This is a genomic window from Prosthecobacter dejongeii (assembly GCF_014203045.1).
In the GTDB taxonomy this organism is placed as follows: Bacteria; Verrucomicrobiota; Verrucomicrobiia; order Verrucomicrobiales; family Verrucomicrobiaceae; genus Prosthecobacter; species Prosthecobacter dejongeii.
Genome location: NZ_JACHIF010000002.1, coordinates 597,875 through 615,049, shown reverse-complemented (window position 1 = coordinate 615,049; position 17,175 = coordinate 597,875). Strand labels below are relative to the sequence as shown.

General features: G+C 56.6%; 14 protein-coding genes and 1 pseudogene. 5 read left to right on the top strand and 10 right to left on the bottom strand.

The window, feature by feature from the left end; genetic code table 11:
- Window positions 1–379: 379 nt before the first annotated feature.
- From HNQ64_RS07730 to lipA, 7 genes and pseudogenes are all read right to left on the bottom strand, one after another.
- Window positions 380–953, bottom strand: a pseudogene (locus HNQ64_RS07730) (DUF4256 domain-containing protein).
- Window positions 954–973: 20 nt separating this feature from the next.
- Window positions 974–1,426, bottom strand: a complete 453-nt coding sequence (locus HNQ64_RS07725; protein WP_184207151.1) for an SRPBCC domain-containing protein — start codon at window positions 1,424–1,426, stop codon at window positions 974–976.
- Window positions 1,427–1,543: 117 nt separating this feature from the next.
- Complete coding sequence (locus HNQ64_RS07720) at window positions 1,544–1,729, bottom strand: hypothetical protein (protein WP_184207143.1); 186 nt, start codon at window positions 1,727–1,729, stop codon at window positions 1,544–1,546.
- Between the two features lie 156 nt (window positions 1,730–1,885).
- Window positions 1,886–2,416 carry a hypothetical protein gene (locus HNQ64_RS07715; protein WP_184207141.1) on the bottom strand — a complete coding sequence of 177 codons (531 nt, stop codon included), beginning with the start codon at window positions 2,414–2,416 and terminating at the stop codon, window positions 1,886–1,888.
- A gap of 105 nt (window positions 2,417–2,521) precedes the next feature.
- Window positions 2,522–3,046, bottom strand: a complete 525-nt coding sequence (locus HNQ64_RS07710; protein WP_184207139.1) for a hypothetical protein — start codon at window positions 3,044–3,046, stop codon at window positions 2,522–2,524.
- Window positions 3,047–3,159: 113 nt separating this feature from the next.
- A complete protein-coding gene (locus tag HNQ64_RS07705; protein WP_184207137.1) occupies window positions 3,160–3,645 on the bottom strand; it encodes a hypothetical protein in 486 nt (161 codons plus the stop codon).
- A gap of 45 nt (window positions 3,646–3,690) precedes the next feature.
- Window positions 3,691–4,593, bottom strand: a complete 903-nt coding sequence (gene lipA / locus HNQ64_RS07700; RefSeq protein ID WP_184207135.1) for a lipoyl synthase — start codon at window positions 4,591–4,593, stop codon at window positions 3,691–3,693.
- A 117-nt stretch (window positions 4,594–4,710) separates the two neighbouring features.
- Between lipA and HNQ64_RS07695 the strand changes: the two genes are divergently transcribed.
- Complete coding sequence (locus HNQ64_RS07695) at window positions 4,711–5,358, top strand: TVP38/TMEM64 family protein (RefSeq protein WP_184207133.1); 648 nt, start codon at window positions 4,711–4,713, stop codon at window positions 5,356–5,358.
- Window positions 5,359–5,492: 134 nt separating this feature from the next.
- On the opposite strand, the gene dxs is transcribed toward HNQ64_RS07695, so the two are convergent.
- Together dxs and xseB are read right to left on the bottom strand one after the other, a co-directional pair.
- A complete protein-coding gene (gene dxs, locus HNQ64_RS07690; protein WP_184207131.1) occupies window positions 5,493–7,379 on the bottom strand; it encodes a 1-deoxy-D-xylulose-5-phosphate synthase in 1,887 nt (628 codons plus the stop codon).
- 6 nt (window positions 7,380–7,385) lie between these two features.
- On the bottom strand, window positions 7,386–7,727 hold the full coding sequence (xseB, locus tag HNQ64_RS07685) for an exodeoxyribonuclease VII small subunit (RefSeq protein WP_184207130.1): 342 nt from the start codon (window positions 7,725–7,727) through the stop codon (window positions 7,386–7,388).
- A 131-nt stretch (window positions 7,728–7,858) separates the two neighbouring features.
- Here xseB and HNQ64_RS07680 point away from each other — a divergent pair, with 131 nt between their 5' ends.
- From HNQ64_RS07680 to lpxD, 4 genes are all read left to right on the top strand, one after another.
- Entirely contained in the window at window positions 7,859–8,533 is a 675-nt protein-coding gene (locus HNQ64_RS07680) for a hypothetical protein (protein ID WP_184207128.1), read from the top strand.
- A gap of 195 nt (window positions 8,534–8,728) precedes the next feature.
- On the top strand, window positions 8,729–11,143 hold the full coding sequence (gene bamA / locus HNQ64_RS07675) for an outer membrane protein assembly factor BamA (protein WP_184207125.1): 2,415 nt from the start codon (window positions 8,729–8,731) through the stop codon (window positions 11,141–11,143).
- A 58-nt stretch (window positions 11,144–11,201) separates the two neighbouring features.
- Window positions 11,202–11,807, top strand: coding sequence for an OmpH family outer membrane protein (locus HNQ64_RS07670; protein ID WP_184207123.1), 606 nt, complete (start codon window positions 11,202–11,204; stop codon window positions 11,805–11,807).
- A gap of 69 nt (window positions 11,808–11,876) precedes the next feature.
- A complete protein-coding gene (gene lpxD, locus HNQ64_RS07665) occupies window positions 11,877–12,920 on the top strand; it encodes a UDP-3-O-(3-hydroxymyristoyl)glucosamine N-acyltransferase (protein ID WP_184207121.1) in 1,044 nt (347 codons plus the stop codon).
- 283 nt (window positions 12,921–13,203) lie between these two features.
- Here the strand turns inward: lpxD and HNQ64_RS07660 are convergent, their stop codons facing one another.
- Window positions 13,204–17,064 (bottom strand): translocation/assembly module TamB domain-containing protein, encoded by a 3,861-nt coding sequence (locus HNQ64_RS07660; RefSeq protein ID WP_184207120.1) that lies wholly within the window; start codon window positions 17,062–17,064, stop codon window positions 13,204–13,206.
- Window positions 17,065–17,175: the final 111 nt, after the last annotated feature.

Genomic DNA, 17,175 nt, shown 5'->3' with positions numbered 1-17,175 from the left:
AACTTCTGGGCGGTTCACACCTCGTTCGATCTTTCATACAGAGCTTCCAAAAGCGCGTTCCCTCTCCCCCAAGAATCGGGGGATGAGGCCAAGGTGAGGGGGTGGTCGCAGCACGCAGAAAGTCCGTCCGCAAAGGCAGCCCTCAAAAATCCTGAAATCAAGCTTGCTTCATAACACAGTTGCTGGCCTCTCCCCGCAAGCGGGGAGAGGGGGAACGTCTTTCCCCCTCGTTTGCCGAAGACTTGGCGAGAATTGAAAAATGAATGCAATCCAGCAATCCTTCGCAATTCAAGGATTCAATCTTTACGGTGGGTTCCACAATGATTTAAAACGCTCAAAACAGAAGGCTTCATATCAAAGGATCGGTTGCAACTTCCCCTCACAACCTCAGCGAACCGCGAAAGCCGCGCGCGTTGTAGTAGGACTGCGCGCCGTTGTAGGTAGATGAAGACGCGGCCAAAGCGGCGGTCGCCGAAGAGGGCACCGCCCAGCTTGCGGATGTCCGCCGGGGCCTGCACCCAGCTCGAGGTCTTCATATCAAAGCTACCCAGCTTCTGCAGATCCCGATACTCCTCCTCAGTCAAAAGCTCGATGCCCATGGCCTCGGCCACGTCCACCGCATTGTCCTTGGGCTTGTGTTCCTTCCGCGAATCCAGCGCCTCGCGATCGTAACACAAACTCACACGGCCTTTGGGACTCTCTGCCGAGCAATCGAAAAAGACATACTCCCCCGTCTTCGCATCGTGCCCCACCACATCCGGTTCACCGCCAGTGCTTTCCATCTCATGCAGGGACCACAGCTTCTCCGCCTTGGCTTCAAGCCGGGCCTTCACCTGGGCCCATTCCATTCCCGGATGGCGCTTTAGGTTCTTTTCAAAACGGGTCTCCAGCGTGGCCAACTGCTCCTCACGCAGTTGCGCTGACAGCTTCTTTTTAGCCTCAATGCTTTTCATGATTTTTTTGAACCACTTGGTTAGGCCACTCCCCCCCCCGCCAGCAGCGCCTGCAGCCGATCCAGCACCTGCTCATTGGCCGTGTCACTCAGCGGCCGCATCCGCTCGGCAAATTCGGGGCTTTCAAATTCCTGGTCCCAGGCCAGATGCGTGTGCTCCCCCTGCGGGGTCAGCGTCACCGTCAGCCGAAACCAGGGCTTCACCACATGCTCGATCACGATCTTCTCATCCGGCACGATCTCCCGGAAGAAACTCTCATTCGGATAGTTCGCCCCATTCGGCGCATGCATCATAAAGACCCACTGGCCGTCCGGCTCAAATTCGAACCGCTCAAACGTGTTCGTAAACCCCTCCGGTCCCCACCACTGCGCCAGCCGATCCGGCTGCTGAAAGGCGGCGAAGACCTGTTGGGGACTGGCTGGCAGCACACGCCCGGTGCTGACCACAGAGTTCAAAGAATGCGTCGAAGACATGGCGGAAAGGGATCGTAGCAACGCAGACTCCCGGATCTAAAAAGACCCGGCAAGGCGGCATCAGAGCCATCATAAAAACCCAAATCCACCTGTTGACCAGCCCAGAGTTCAGGGGAATCAAGCCCGGTTCTGTTTCGCCAGCAGATGCGCCAGAAAACCAAAAGCCCCCACCGAGGCCCAAAGCCCAAAAGGCGACGCCGAAAGAAACGCATGCACACCCCCAGCAAGGCCCGTGACCAGCAAACCCACCAGGGCCAGCCCCAGCATCAAGGACCGAGGATTGGAATCAGAGGGATCAGGCATAACGTGTGATTGGATCAGGGACCGTGTTTTCCAGTCTTATCAGAGATGGAAGAACTGCACAGCCCAAAATCAGAGATCAGTCGGCGAACCACCTCTGAAAGCTGTGCAAAGTGCTCCGAATGGTTATCACACACTCAGCCTTGCTCCGGCAAGCCTTCAAGAACCTTTGACAACCGTGTGTTTGTTCCAATCAATCGGCTTTCCCGCATGCTTTAATCCCAGAGGAAAAAGCGATTCAAAGCTGAAGTGAGTTTCCAGAAATACAGGTCGTGCTGAAGGATCCTCCACTTCTTCACATTCCTGAAAACGCCAAACAGGGAAAACCAGTTTGACCCCCGTCACCTTGAAATCGCGATAGGCTTCACTCTGTGCCATGTTGGGGGCCGATGGAGTCCATTTCTTCTCAGAGGCGAACTCACCCACAAGAAAGATGCCCTGCTCCCACCTGACTCCCTGGTGGTCTTCAAATCCCTTGGTGCCATAGATCCGCTTCTTCTGAAGAGCCTGAAAAACCGCCGCTGATTCATGATCCACAAAATCGAGTTTGACCGTCGTTTCCCTCCCTTCCGCATCATAGATGAGATCGCACAGGCCCGTGACTACTCCCTGACATCTGAAACGGTATTCTCCCGCTTGAGCGCCAAGGCTACCGATGAGAAACAGAACGAGGATGAGGAGATGATTCATTTCAGACAAGGATACTGGTGAGACAGGCAAACTCGCCAGTTTCAGACAGAGGAGAAGCAGGGCTGTTCATCCACATGAGGGATTTTAGAGACCACATTCCCCCCCTCAAGAAGAGGCCTCTTCCCTCACATCCTCCAAAGCATTCACCAGGGCCTGGGCAGTCTTGGGTTCCAGGTGGCTGTCGAGATCCACATGCTTCCCTTCGACGTAGAGGGCGACATGCCGGTAAAACTTGCCGTCGATCACCACTTCTGTGACGCCATCAATCTGGCTCCAGGCATAGGTCCAGGTTTTGCGGCCTAGAATCGAACGGCGCACTAGTCGAAGGCCGTCCTTGTCAGCCACCCCTTCCACCCGCACGAACGCCTTCCGGTAACCATCCTTGCAACTCAGTGCCCCGAGCACCGCCCAGCCCAAGGTCCAGAAGCAAAGAAATGTCCGGGTCACCGGAGTCATGGTCTCCGGAGACACAAAACCCAGGATGCCGCCCAGCATAAACACCCCTGCTCCCAACCAGATTAAGTACAGGACCAGAAAAGCAGGGATGGCCGCATAAGGCCAGCGGTTATGGATGACAAACTCCACCCGGCCCGCTTTCCGGGTGATGCGGCCTATTCTGGAAGCAAACATGGTTAGGTTTAAACGGTTTACCCAAGATCATCGGGCGGGTGCTTGAAGACGATTACAATTTGGATCGAAGATCCTTTTGCGGCTGGATCTCTCCAGCCCACCTCTTTCAAAGATCACTCGAAGTACTCTGGATGATGCTTCGGGCAGATGCATCGCCGACTGTCCACGGGTGGATCAATCCTCTCCAACGGAGCCTTCTCCAGCAGCTTTTCGAGCATCTCCGCCCGAGCCACGGCGGCGTCGGTAATTTCGAAACCATCATGCACGCCCAGAGTGACCTCACCACCATGGGCATATATGAAGACGGCCTGACCGGCGACTTGGCAATGAGACGGTTGCTCAATCCATTCAGTGCCTTGAACCAGGAAGGGAAACTGGTCATAGACATCCCCGGGATAAGGAACCCCTACCTCGGGCTGTGGCGGTTTCTCCGCATAGACCACGGGCTCAAGACCGAGGAAGCGGAAGAAGTTCAGTAACTCATCGGAACTGTGATACCGATAGGCAACATCCAGGGAGTCGCCATCACCTGCATGGCCACCTATAGCCCAAACTACCCTGAAGAGATGTAGCCGGTTTACCCAGTTTCTTAGATCCATAGGAACACGGCTATCCCATGTTTTTAGATTGTCTATTTCCCACCCCTACTCCACATCCAGCTCCGGCTTGAAGTCGGCGGCATGATAGGAGCTGCGGACGAGCGGGGCGCTGGCGACGTGGCGGAAGCCTTTTTTGCGGGCGATCTCTTTGTAGTTCTCGAACGTGTCCGGGTGGATGTATTCGATGACGGGGAGATGCTGCGGGGAGGGGCGCAAGTATTGGCCCAGAGTCAGCACCGTGACGTCGTGCTCCAGCAGGTCATCCATGGCCTGGAAGAGTTCCGTCTCCGTTTCACCGAGGCCGAGCATGAGGCCGCTTTTCGTCGCGCACTTGGTGCCCAGGTCCAGAGAGATCTGCTTGGCGCGTTTCAGCACCTTCAGGCTGCGATGATACTGGGCGCGACTGCGGACGAGGGGGGTCAGGCGCTCGACGGTTTCCAGGTTGTGATTGAAGATGTGCGGGCGGGCGCGCATCACCACATCCAGCGAGTCTTCCTTCTCATTGAAGTCAGGTACCAGAATCTCGATGGTGATGTGCGGCACGGCCTCGCGCACAGCCTCGATGGTGCGGGCAAAGTGCTCGGCACCGCCGTCCTTCACATCGTCGCGGGCAACCGCGGTGATCACGACGTGGTTCAGACCGAGCCGCTTAGTGGCGGCGGCCACGCGCTGCGGTTCATCGGCCTCGAGGGCGAAAGGCTTGGCGGTCTTGACGGCACAGAAGCCACAGGCGCGGGTGCAGCGGTCACCGGCGATCATGAAGGTGGCCGTGCCCTGGCTCCAGCATTCCCAGCGGTTCGGGCACTGGGCCTCTTCGCAGACAGTGTGCAGTTTCAGGTCAGAAATCAGGGATTTAGTGCTCCAGAAAACGGGGTCGCGGGGCAGCTTCACACGGATCCAGTCGGGCTTTTTTTCCGTGTGCAGAGCGGGGTCAATTTTACAGGACATGTCTTTCACTACGAATGGCCTGAAACGGCCAGATGGCAAATGATGAATGAGCTCACAGCCACTGCACGCCCCGCAGCGCCCCCTTGCATCCCAGGGAAATGCGGGCCTTCATGCGGGATGACGTCACCGCGCGGTCCCGGCGCTTTTTGGGCCCTCATTCTTTTCATCCTCATCGGCATCATCGGGCCATTCCTGGTCTGGGGCGCAGCCTTTGACCAGACGCTGAGCCTGGAGGGCACCCGCACTTGGCTGGGCCAATACGGGCACTGGGCCTGGGCGGCAGGCATGGCCCTGCTGATGAGCGACATCGTGCTACCCATCCCTGGCACCGTCGTCATGTCCGCCCTGGGCTGGATGTATGGCTGGGCCTGGGGCGGCCTCATCGCGGCGGCGGGCTCGTTTTTATCCGGCCTGCTGGCCTATGCTCTGTGCCGGGGCCTGGGGCGACCCGCCGCACGCTGGATCGCTGGGGAGGTGGGGCTTGCGAAAGGCGAGGCCTTCTTTGCCCAGCGCGGCGGCTGGGTAGTGGCCCTCTCCCGCTGGGCCCCCGTGCTGCCGGAGGCCGTGGCCTGCCTGGCGGGCCTCACACGTATGCCCTGGCGGACCTTTGTCCTGTCCCTGGCCTGCGGTTCCCTGCCCCTGGGCTTCGCCTTTGCCGCCATCGGCCATCTCGGGCACGCCAGCCCCACTTGGGCCATCGCCCTCAGCGCTAGCGTGCCCATTCTGCTCTGGGGCGTGCTGTGGCGGCGCTGGCAGGCCCGGTAGCCCAAAGTCCCATCCTTTTCTGCTCCGACCTTCAAGCACCCTCCACGCCCAACCTTCGAGCCTTATGTTCATTAAAAAACCGCTGTCGTTTTCCGGCAGCGGTTTTTCAAAACATTCTCGAGGGGCTTGGTAGATCAGGCCAACTTACTCAATACCTGCGCCACCGTGTTTTCCACCGTGAGGCCATGTTTTTTGCGCAAGATGGCAGGCGTGCCGTGCTCGACAAATTCATCCGGCCAACCCACTCGCACCACCGGCGTGGTGATGCCAGCAATGGCCAATTGCTCCATCACAGAACAGCCAAATCCATTCATCAGCACATGGTCTTCCAGAGTGCACACCACCTTCACTTTGCGGGCATAGGTTTCGATGACGGCATGGTCCAGAGGCTTAATCCAGCGCGGATTGATGAGCGCCACGGAATATCCTTTGGCCTCCAGTTCCTTCTTCGCCAATTCAGCCGTTGCGAACATGTCGCCCAGGGCAATGAGGGCCACGTCGTGACCATCGGCCACCACTTCAGCTTTGCCGATTTCAAGAAGATGTGGCTTCGCCTTGGGCGTCATCCCCGGGCCATTGCCACGAGGGTAACGGATGGCGATCGGCCCCTTGTCGTAGTTGGCCATCGTCCACAGCATGTCCACAAACTCATCCTCATCCTTCGGCTGCATGTGCACGAGGCCAGGAATCGCACGAAGATAAGCGATGTCGAAAAGACCATGGTGAGTCGGGCCATCATCTCCGCTGAGACCACCACGATCCATGCAAAGCCGTACCGGCAGATGTTGGATGGCCATGTCATGCAGGATCATGTCCACAGCCCGCTGCATGAAGGTCGAATAAATGGTTAGGAAAGGGCGCAGTCCCTGGACAGCCATGCCACAGGCGAAAAGAGCCGCGTGCTCTTCCGCAATGCCCACGTCAAAATACCGCTCCGGAATCTCCTTCTTGAAGGCCATCAACCCCGTGCCGCCAGGCATCGCAGCCGTGATGGCGACGATCTTTTGATCTTCCTTGGCAAAGTCCGTCACCGTGCGCGCATAGATCTGTGAGTAGGTCGGCTTATCCGTGGCCTGCACCTCACCTGTCTCGATGTTATACTTGCCCAGACCGTGGAACTTACCTGGATCTTCCAGAGCCGGTTTATAACCTCGCCCCTTCTCCGTCAGGATGTGCAGGATCACCGGCTCATTCTGCGTCTTCAAAAACTCAAACGTTTGGATCAGCAAAGGCAGGTCATGCCCATTGATAGGACCATAATAACGAATGCCAAATTCTTCAAACAATGTGCTACGATTGTGCGCACCTTCGCTCTGCGGCAGCAGCAATCCTTTGGCCGAATTCTCCACCCGCTCCGCCAGTTTGCGGGCTCCGTCGCCGAGGACAAATTCCACAAACTTCGCCGCCTTGTCATGCAGATTGGCAAAACCAGGATGGGTAGCGATGGTGTTGAAATATTTGGCGATGGCACCGACGTTTTTATCAATGCTCCACTCATTGTCATTCAGCACCGTGATGAGGCGCTTCGTGTGAGAGGAAATGTTATTCAGGGCCTCAAACACCGGGCCGCAGGTAAAGGCCGCATCGCCAGAAACGCAGACCACGTGCTCATCGGTCCCCTTCAGGTCCCGTGCAGTGGCCATGCCCAGGGCAGCGCCCAGAGCTGTACCTGCATGGCCTGCTCCATAACAATCATGCTCACTCTCACTGCGGAGTAGAAAGCCATTCAGACCTTCATACTGGCGGATGGTGTGAATCTTATCCCAGCGGCCCGTCAGCATCTTATGGACATACCCCTGGTGAGCCACGTCGAAGACAAATTTGTCCTTCGGCGTGTCAAACACACGATGCATAGCAAGGGTGAGCTCGACCACGCCCAGGTTAGGACCAAGGTGGCCCCCCGTCTGGCTTAGGGTCTCAATCAGAGTGGCACGGATCTTTTCAGCTAGCGCAGGCAGTTTTTCCAGCGGCAGAGCTTTGAGATCAGCAGGGCAAATAATGGCGGGCAGGGTGGTATCCACGTGGTGTCAAAAAAGTCGGATGTCGTCAGTGTCTTCCTCAGGCTCCGCAGGCTTCTTTTTGCGTGCAGGAGCAGTAGCGCGGGGCTTGTCTTCAGGGAGTTCAGTCGCCGTCGCGGGATCGAAAGGAGCCAATGCAGGCTTTCCCTCAGCATCGGCCGTGATCATCTCGATCCGGCGTCGCGCCACCTCGATCCTTTGTCGGCAGACTTTCAGCAAGCCCATGCCTTCCTCATAGCTGGAGACCATTTCATCCAGCGGCATGCGATCTCCCTCCATCAGCGCCACGATCTCCTCCAGGCGGTCCATGGCCTGTTCAAAGGAAGATTCGGGAGGGGCAGCGGCGCTCATAAGGAGGGAGTGATTCGAGGGCGCGCATTATCAGGACACAGGCAGCAGCCGCAAGCAGGAAAAAACAGAGATCTTCAGAAGAAGAAACCTGTCTTGATTCATTTTGCCAGCGTTCTTATGATTCTGCGACCATGAAAACCATCCTTTCATCCCTATCTTTTCTTTTTATTGCCGGCATTTCCGGCCTTCAGGCAAATCCTGAAGTCCCCGTAGCCGTCGCCCAGAGCTTTGGCACAGCCACGGCCGAAAGCCTCCTCCTTTTGAAAGGCACCGGGGCCACCGCTGAGCCCACGGAATGGACTGCCTACTCTCGCGATGCCTTTCGCCCAGAAGATATCCTCCGCATTTCCGTCAAGCTCGAAGGTGCTCTTTGGAAAGCTGCCCCCGCAGGTGCAGGCACCCGCATCCTAGACCGTGTGCCCTCCCGCCCACTCGACTTCACAAAACTGCGTTACCGCAGTGCCGATGCCCGAGTGGTCGCCGCTAAATCCGCAGCACTCGCCCAGACCACCTTCGCCAGCATTGACTACCAATTGGCCACCAGCAGCGAAACCGGCACCCCAGAGTGGGGCATGGCGCTGAAAGATGACACAGGATATGAAGTCGGGTTCGTCGTCGTCTCCGCAGAAACCGGCGCTGTCACCTTCCAGGACTGGTCCCCACGCGTCCCCAGCACAGCTACCACTCCAGAAGACGAAGGCGAACGCGCTGCCCGCGCCGTCAAACGCGCCGCCCGCAAGACCTGGAACTGGACGGACAACGCCCGCAAAGAGACCCGTGGGTTCTTCCGCGAACTCTTCCGTTAAGCGCTAAAATACGCGTTTTTCTCCCAAAACCCGCCGTCCTCCACCAGGATTCGGTGGGTTTTCTTTTGTGTAACTTAGAGATCAAACCTGTTTTTACACCTTGACGCCCCTTGTGAAGGTCAGCATTACTGCGGGGCTCCTTGCTCTTTAGGCTCGGGGTCATCAGTCCTTCTCCCGAACACCTCTCACGTCGTTATGATCCACGGAGTCCTCTCTTCTCCCCAAAACGCTCTGCGTCCGCTCTTGGTCGCTGCCTTCGTCACATTCGCCACCGTTGGCACTCACGCCCAGGTTTCTCTGGAGTCCCCAGCAGCCGCTGGTCGCCGTATCGTCCGTCAGGTGGATGTCGTATTCAAAGGCGCAGCTACCATGGACCCAGCCCGCGTCCGGGCCCAGATGTCCACCCGGGAAGGTGAGCCTTACACCGATGAGTCTGTCGAGCGTGACCTGCGCACCCTTTATGCAACCGGGGCGGTGGAAAACGTGGACATCCAGGCCGTGAACGTCGCTGGTGGTGTCCGTGTAGTCGTCACCATCTCTGGCCGTGGCGGCATCGGTGAGATCGGTTTCCTGGGCAATGCCGCTTTTGACAACGACAAGCTTCGCAAAGAGATCGAGGTGAAGGTCGGTGATCCAGTGGATGACGCCAAGCTCAGCGCCGCCCAACAAAAGATCCTGGAGATGTATCAGAAGAAAGGCTTCTCCGACGTGCTGGTGACGTATGACGTCACGCCATCCAGCAAGGAAGGTTTCTCCAGTGTTTTGTTCAAGGTTGAAGAAGGTGGCCGTGGCCTCATCGGTGACATTCGTTTTGAAGGCAATAACGCCATCAGCGCCCGCACACTGAAGTCAAAGCTCACCTCGAAAGAGAAGACCTTCTGGCGCCTCTGGGGCAAAGCTGGCAAGCTGGACAATCAAGCCGTCCTCGAAGACGTGCGCAAAATCGAACAGGCCTATCAGGACGAAGGCTATGTCTATGTGAAAGTGGGTTATCGTCGCGAAGCAGAGAGCGACACCAAAGTGGCCCTGGTCTTTGAAATCACGGAAGGCACCAAATACGACGTGGCAGCCGTCACCATCGAAGGCATCACCATCTTCTCTCAGGACGAACTGACCCCCGCGATCCTCACTGAAGCAGGCTTCGCCTACTCAGGCAGTGACGTCCGTGGCGACGAAAAAATGATCCAGGACTACTATGGTTCCCGTGGTTATGCCGATGCTCGTGTGGAGACACGCCTTTCCGATGCCGGCCCAGGCAAGCTCAATGTGACTTACAGTGTCTATGAAGGCACCAAGTCCTTCATCCGCAAAGTTAACATCAGCGGTAACATGAAGACCAAGGATGAAGTCATCCGTCGTGAGCTTCCCTTCTCCCCTGGCGATGAGTTGAACACCGTGCAGATGGAAACCGCCCAGACCCGTCTGGAAAACTTAAATTACTTCGAAGGCAAGGGCGAGGCCAATCCCCTCACCGTCCGCCCAGTCTCCACCGAGGTGGACGGCTTCAAGGACATCGAAGTCAACGTCGCAGAGAAACCCACCGGTTCTGTGAACTTTGGTGCAGGCTTCAGTTCCATCGACAGCATCGTCGGTTTCATTGACGTCACTCAGACGAACTTTGACATCACCGACTGGGGTGATTTCCGTGGCGCCGGTCAGCGTTTTAACATGAACATCCGCTACGGCCCACGCCGCCAGGACTTCAACCTCTCCTTCACGGAGCCTTGGTTCCTGGGTCAAAAGCTCGCCTTCACCACAGAGCTCTTCTATCGCAACATGTTCTACTTGTCTCAGGCAAACCGCTATGAGCAGACCAATGCCGGACTTTCCCTGGGCCTGCGCAAGCCCATCGGTGAAAACGCTTACTTCGAGACCACCTACACCCTTCAGAGCATTGATCTGAATGTTCAGGATGACGAAGATCCTAGCCAGCTCATCCGCAACGAAGATGGCGAATTCATCCAGAGCAAAGTGGACTTCGGTTTCGTCCATGACACTCGCGACAGCGTCTTCATCACTCGCAAGGGGCACAAGTTTGAGGCTGGCCTTATGGCCTCTGGTCTCGGTGGCGATGTCGAAGTCTGGGGCGGTAACATCGGTGGTCAGCAGTTCTTCTCCCTCCCAGGTGATACCATCCTCAGCTTCGAAGGTATGGCTCGTTTTGTGGACGGCTGGGGCAACTCTGGCACCTCTAGCTCGGACGTACCTATCTTTGAGCGTCTCTTCCTCGGCGGTGCCAATAACCTGCGTGGTTATGACTACCGTGAAGCTGGTCCTAAAGACAGCACCGGTGAGCCTATCGGTGGTAACGTCTCGCTTTACGCCAGTATTGAATATTCCTTCCCCATCATCGAAAAAGTGCGTGGCGCCGTTTTCTATGACGTCGGTTATGTTTCCACAGACATCACTGCCACCAATGCGAGTGTGGGTGGTGTGAAAAACGGCGGTCCTATCGTCGGTGATGGAGAAGTTTATTCGAACATCGGTATCGGTCTGCGCATGTTCCTCCCTGTCGGCCCGATCCGCCTGGATCTCGGCCTGCCGCTTGTGAAGGACGACTTCACGGGCGACAGCCCACGCTTCCAGTTCAACATGGGATACAAATTCTAACTCTCCCTACCTGAGCGCATTGAACAAAACCCCTTTCCGACCCCTCTCATCCTTCTCTATGATTCGTCTTCTGACTTTAGCCTTCCTTGCTACCAGCCTCACCCTCGCCAGCGCTGCCGACCTTAAATTCGGCGTCGTGGACATGTCCAAAGCCTTCTCTGAGTTTCACAAAACCAAAGATGCTGCTGAAAAGTTCAAGTCCAATGTGGATAAGGCTCAGAAGGAAATGAACGACCGCTGGGCCGTTTATAAAAATCTGATGACAGACATGCAGAAGCTGAAGAAGGAAGCGAGCGATCCGATCATGACACCGGATGCCCGCGCTAAGAAAGCGGCTGAGTTCGATGAAAAGGCTAAGGAACTGCGCACTCTGGAACAGGAAATCGGCGAGCAGCAGAACCGCCGCTCCACCCAGCTCAAGCAGGAAGACGTCCAGATCCGTCGTGGCATCTACGATGAAATCCTCGTCGTCGTCCGTGACAAAGCGAAGACCGAAGGCTACGACTTCATCTTTGACAAGTCTGGCATGAGCCTTTCCACCGTTCCTGTGCTTATCTACTACAAAGATGCCGTGGACGTGACCGACCAGATCGTGGTCGAGCTCAATAAAAACGCTCCGGCCGCTGCCGCCGCTCCAAAGGCTGAGGAAACGAAGAAGCCCTAATTTTTTCCTTACTTATTCAGGGCACGCCGAAGCGATTTCCGGCGTGCCCTTTTTTCTGTCTCGCGAAGCATGAGCACCTCCATCACGCACCAACGTCTGGCTGAATTGGTCGGCGGACAATTGTTCCAAGGAGATCCAGAAGGAGTTATCTCAGGACTGAATTCGATTTCAGAAGCTGAGCCCGGCGATATTACTTTTTTAGGAAATGAGCGTTATCTCAATGCGCTTCGTTCCACCCGTGCAACGGCGGCTCTAGTGGCAGCGGACTTTGCAGAGCCACTCCCAAACATAGCCCTCATCCGCGTCGAGAATCCCACCCTGGCGTTCTCCAGTGTCATCCGTTTTTTTGGTCCACCTTCACGTGAATTTCATGCGGGAGTACATCCTTCCGCAGTCGTCGCACAGTCCGCGCAGTTCAATCCTGAACAGGTCTCCATTGGCCCCTGCGCGGTCATTGAGGAAAATGTCATCATTGGAGACGGAACCACCATTCATGCGGGCGTTTTCATCGGCCACGGGGCCAGGCTCGGCATGGACTGCGTCCTCCATGCCAACTGCACCATCCGGGACATGACTCAGATCGGGAATCGCGTCATCATCCACAGCGGCTCCGCGATTGGTACCGATGGCTTTGGTTATCAATTCAGCCAAGGCCGACACCAAAAAATCGAGCAAGTGGGCATCGTCCAAATTGATGACGATGTTGAAATTGGCTCCTGCACCACCATTGATCGTGCCCGCTTTGGCCGCACTTGGATCGGTGAAGGTACAAAGATTGATAACCTCGTCCAGATCGCCCACAACGTTGTGATTGGTCAGCATAGCATCGTCGTCTCCCAGGTCGGTATTTCTGGCAGCACTCACATCGGCAGTCATGTCACCATCGCTGGTCAGGTCGGCATTGCCGGGCATCTGGAGATCAGCGACCAAGTCACGCTCTTGGCGAAGGCTGGCGTCACCAAAAACATCACCGAACCTGGTGCCTACACTGGCTTCCCCGCCAAGCCTCTCATGGAAGGCCGCCGCATGCTCTCCGCCCCTGCCAAAATTCCTGAGATGATGGAGCGCATTCGGGAATTGGAAAGAAAACTCGCCGCTCTCGAAAGAGCATAAGGTTAGACCGATTTCCAAAAAGATTGTCCGATCGAAAAGGCGGGCGCGGTGGGATGAGTGGCAAGGCAAGAACGCAGGCTGCTATCTTGACGATAACAGCCAAGTCCCGCTTGCGGTGACCGCCAATCGTCCCACCCCGTCGCCGCTTTTCGGACAAGATTTTTGGAAATCGGTCTAATTTGCTTCATCAATCCTGCATCCTTCCAGGCACTGCCCTCGATGTAGGCGAATGTGTCTGCGTTTTAGTCAGCACGAATGCTTTCATTCCCTGCGACCATATCCATCATCGGGCAGGTGCTGCCACTGGCGCTGGAGCAGGTGCCCCAGGAGCAGGAAGTGGCATCGGGCTCAGGCTTGTCGGCGTGCCTATGGTAGAAGACGGGCGCGCATCCATTGCCTGCGCAGCTTTGCCAAATCGCAACACATAACCCAGCAATGCCTTCATGCGTCCTGTCTGCGTGAATCGCCCAGTGACACGCCACCGCTCAGAAAGATCATAGGTCGCCTGCACGCTGTCACTGCTACGATCTGCCCCTGAAGGATTGAATGTCATGTTCAGCCGAGGCGGTTCTTCACGCACCACCTTCTTTTTATTGAAGGTCTTCCGGTAAAACTCACTCAGAAACAAAAATGCAGCGCGAGTGGCCGCTTCGGACGCAAGTTCACTCGCAGATCCATTCAGCGTCGTTCCCGTGGCCAGCAAGGTCACGATGTCCGGCTCAGTCATCGGCGGAGTGCTGGTGAACCGCGTCTTTGGATTCGTCGAGTCGCCATAAATGTAAAGAGTAATCTCGTTGCTGCCGATCCGGGACTCCCCTCGAATGTCCAAGTCAGGATCAAAGGGGTGCGCTGGGCGCAGAGTGATGACACCCTTCGTAATCTTGACCATGCTGAAGGGCAGCTTCAGCAGCAGACGATCAATCGTTGCCCCCCCTGTCAGTTGAGGAGCTGATCCCCGCCCACTTAGCAGCACATCTGCAGAGATCGCCCCATTGGCCAAATTACCCGCCACTAAAAGCGGATCGCGTGTACGCACTTTCAGATCAAAGATCCAATCCTTCAGCAGTGGCGGCAACGTCAGCTTAGCCTCACTGCGACTTGTATCCGGAGGTACTGGAGGCACGTCAGCAGGCAGTTTCAAAACTGGCAGCAAGTCAATCTCCTTGAAGACACGGCCACGCACCGCCTCCACCACGCCTGCCACCGTGGCTTGTTGCAAAGTTCCCCGGCAAGTAATATCTGCATTCGCCCGCAGAGACGTTGTCGGATCGCGAAATACCAGCGCTTCCCTCGCCTCCACCTTCAGGTCCAGGGCTGGGTTCGCACCGTCCGTCACATCCACGGTTCCGTCTAATTTCACACGCCCCCCCGCCAAGACCGCCGAAATGTCCTCCAGCGTGATCTTGCGGTCATTGCCCACGATCCGCACCCTCACATTCCGCACGGAAGGCAGGTCAGGTTTCGCCCACACCACCTCCGTCACATCCACATCCACCTCACCTTTCACGATCGGCTTGCCCACCGTTCCCGTCACCTCCGCATCAATCTTGGCGCGCGCGGGAATGCTGCGGATCATGTCCGGCGCATACTCTCGCAAAAAGCTCAAGTCGGTCTCGGGTAGCTTCACACTGAATTTCAGCGGTGTTTCATTCAGTGTCTGGGGAGACTTCACCAGCGCTGCGACATCCAGAGGCAAATCACCTTCCACCGTCAGCGGTTGCAAAGGCGGCTGAGTGACAGTGGTCAGCGTCTTCACACGCTTCTTTTCCAGAAGGGTTTCGGAACGCAATGTCGCAGGTCGAAATGCCTTCGGCCCTTTTGGCACAGTCACATCCTTCACCTCCACAAAGATGCGCCCCTGCGCGGATTCCAACCGCCCATGGACCTGAATATCCGCATTCAAAATCCCCGCAGGAATGTCTTGGATACCGGCAGCAGCCAAGATCTCGTGAAAACGCAGATCTTTGGCCGTGATTGCCACCTTGATCGGTTGGCCGTTCACCACGTCGGGTTGGATCACGTCAAACGGGGCACTCACGGCACCATCCAACAGCAAAGTTTGGTTTTGCCACACTTTCAGTTCGGCCAACTGTGCTTGCTTATCATCCACCGTGCCCGTAGCGGTCAACCGCCACGGTCCCAGGCTGGCCTCCAGCTTTTGCAGACTCGCTCGGGTGCCTTCAAAGGTCGTCTCTACCACCGCTGTTGCGGCTTGAGGCATGGTCGCCGTGCGCACGGTTGTTGCATCCACCTTCACCGTGCCCTGGCACAACCAAGGCTTGAGTTGCCCCGTTACTTTCAGGTCACCTATCATCGCACCACTTTCGATTGCGGGTGCACCCACGCTTTTCAGCAGCGCATTCATTGCCGTCAGTTCAGGTAGGCCAATATCCCCTTGAGCCGTAAAAGCAAAGGGAGCTTGAATGTCCATGCCCCCCGTCAGACTCACCGCATTTTTCGGGTTTAGCTGCACCCTCGCCACATCCACCACAGCGCGGCCCTTTTCCACTCGTGTTTGCAAGGCTACCCCCTGCAACTGCCCCTCACCGTAAGCAGCCTCGCTGACTTTCAGATTTAGATCTGCCACCAGCCCCTGATAATTTTGGGCGCTCAAATCCTGGATATTGAACTTTGCCAACCCGACACTTTCCACCCTGCCCTTCACGACCTTCTCCAATGGAGCTAGGCCAATTGTTTTCATCAGGTCCGCTGGATCAGCCACATTCAAAGTCCAGTTGGCCTGCACAGGCATCGCGTCCTGCATCAGCATCGTGGCAGTCAGGGTGACTGCGTTACCCGTGCCCAATTCCAAAGAAGGTAGCTCAAAGCGGGCCTCTTTACCCGTCAACGAAAAGAGGCTCCGGAGCTTCGGCAATTGATAAGTTTCAAAAGACAGGCGCTCGCCGGTCAGTTCTCCATTCACTTTCAGCGGCGTTGCCCCCTGGCCTTCGGCAGAGACATTTAGTGCCAGGGGCCCCTTGAACGGCGGCGGCTGGTCTAAAAAGTCCGTTACCTCTGGCAGCGTCGCCCTCACCTGCGCAGTCCAGGGAGTCGCCATCAGGTCCTTTAAATCCGCCGGTAAAGTCGCCTGCGCTGTAACCTCCAGTTGGTTAGGCCCGCGAGTTACTTTCGCACCCTTCACTTCGGCTCTCCCTTCTTTAACGGTAGCAGCCACAGAGATGGCATCCACCGTGGCACCTGCTGTGCGTAAATGAGCCAGGGATAGGGCGGCATCCACACTCAAGTTGACAGGAGCCGCCGGATCTCCAGCCACATTCAAGTCCAGTGTGCCTTTCTCAAAGAACACTTCCTTCGGCAGTCCCAGTGTCTGCAATTCTTCGGAGCGTAAATCTCGCCCCAGGACCTTGGCCCGCATCTGCATCGGCCCCTTCAGCAGACCTGCAGCCCTGGCATTCACTTCAAACTTGGCCGCCCCTAGTTTTGCCAGCAGCACCACGAGAGCCGAATGATCAGCCTCCCAGAGCCCCTGCACGTCCACTTCCAATCGCTCAAGAATGACAGCCTTTGGCAATGTCAGGTTCTTGACCACCAGCTTTCGCGTTTCCCACTCCACATCCGCACGCAGGTTTTCCAGTTTGACGTGACCCGGCTCCTGACTGAATTCGCGACACTCAAACACCCCAGGCATCCCCTCCCCCATCTGGAGCGTCAGACCTCGCAAAATCAGCTTGCGACCATCCCCCAGAGTGACTTCCGCATTGATGTTTTTGATATCCACGGTTCGCGGCCAGACAATGGGCGGCATCGCATCCGACTTTTGGTTAGGCGCAGGTGGTTTATCCTTCGGCTGACTTTGAGGAAGGCGGCGCAGGTCAGCCTCAGCCTCCACATCATGCAGCTTGATCCGTTTCACCGAATTCTCATAGTCGCCGTGTGCGAGAGCCCGCCAGTCATAGTCCGCCGCGAACTCCCCGATCCTCGCCTTCGGCAGCCAGTGTTCTGGCCCACCGCCGGTTTCCAAGCTTGTGATCTTCAGATCATTCCACAAGGACCCGTCCACCGCCCAGCTCAGAGGCAGATCCAGTTTGTGCGCAGCCTTCGGGCCAGCCCAACGAATCAGCGACAGCAACAAGGGACGGTGAAATACCGCCACCCCTACGAGTAGGAGCAAAAAGGTGATCAAAAAACGCCGACACCATTTCCAAAAACGGCGGCGAGGAGGCGGTGACGGGGGCGACTGCGACACGTTTCAGCCATCGCCCTTGAAATGCCAGCCTGCAATCAGCATCGAAGG

Bases quoted from the DNA above. Each gene is read 5' to 3' on its own strand.
- HNQ64_RS07725 (WP_184207151.1), bottom strand. From the start codon at position 1,426: ATGTCTTCGACGCATTCTTTGAACTCTGTGGTCAGCACCGGGCGTGTG.
- HNQ64_RS07720 (WP_184207143.1), bottom strand. From the start codon at position 1,729: ATGCCTGATCCCTCTGATTCCAATCCTCGGTCCTTGATGCTGGGGCTG.
- HNQ64_RS07715 (WP_184207141.1), bottom strand. From the start codon at position 2,416: ATGAATCATCTCCTCATCCTCGTTCTGTTTCTCATCGGTAGCCTTGGC.
- HNQ64_RS07710 (WP_184207139.1), bottom strand. From the start codon at position 3,046: ATGTTTGCTTCCAGAATAGGCCGCATCACCCGGAAAGCGGGCCGGGTG.
- HNQ64_RS07705 (WP_184207137.1), bottom strand. From the start codon at position 3,645: ATGGATCTAAGAAACTGGGTAAACCGGCTACATCTCTTCAGGGTAGTT.
- lipA (WP_184207135.1), bottom strand. From the start codon at position 4,593: ATGTCCTGTAAAATTGACCCCGCTCTGCACACGGAAAAAAAGCCCGAC.
- HNQ64_RS07695 (WP_184207133.1), top strand. From the start codon at position 4,711: ATGACGTCACCGCGCGGTCCCGGCGCTTTTTGGGCCCTCATTCTTTTC.
- xseB (WP_184207130.1), bottom strand. From the start codon at position 7,727: ATGAGCGCCGCTGCCCCTCCCGAATCTTCCTTTGAACAGGCCATGGAC.
- HNQ64_RS07680 (WP_184207128.1), top strand. From the start codon at position 7,859: ATGAAAACCATCCTTTCATCCCTATCTTTTCTTTTTATTGCCGGCATT.
- bamA (WP_184207125.1), top strand. From the start codon at position 8,729: ATGATCCACGGAGTCCTCTCTTCTCCCCAAAACGCTCTGCGTCCGCTC.
- HNQ64_RS07670 (WP_184207123.1), top strand. From the start codon at position 11,202: ATGATTCGTCTTCTGACTTTAGCCTTCCTTGCTACCAGCCTCACCCTC.
- lpxD (WP_184207121.1), top strand. From the start codon at position 11,877: ATGAGCACCTCCATCACGCACCAACGTCTGGCTGAATTGGTCGGCGGA.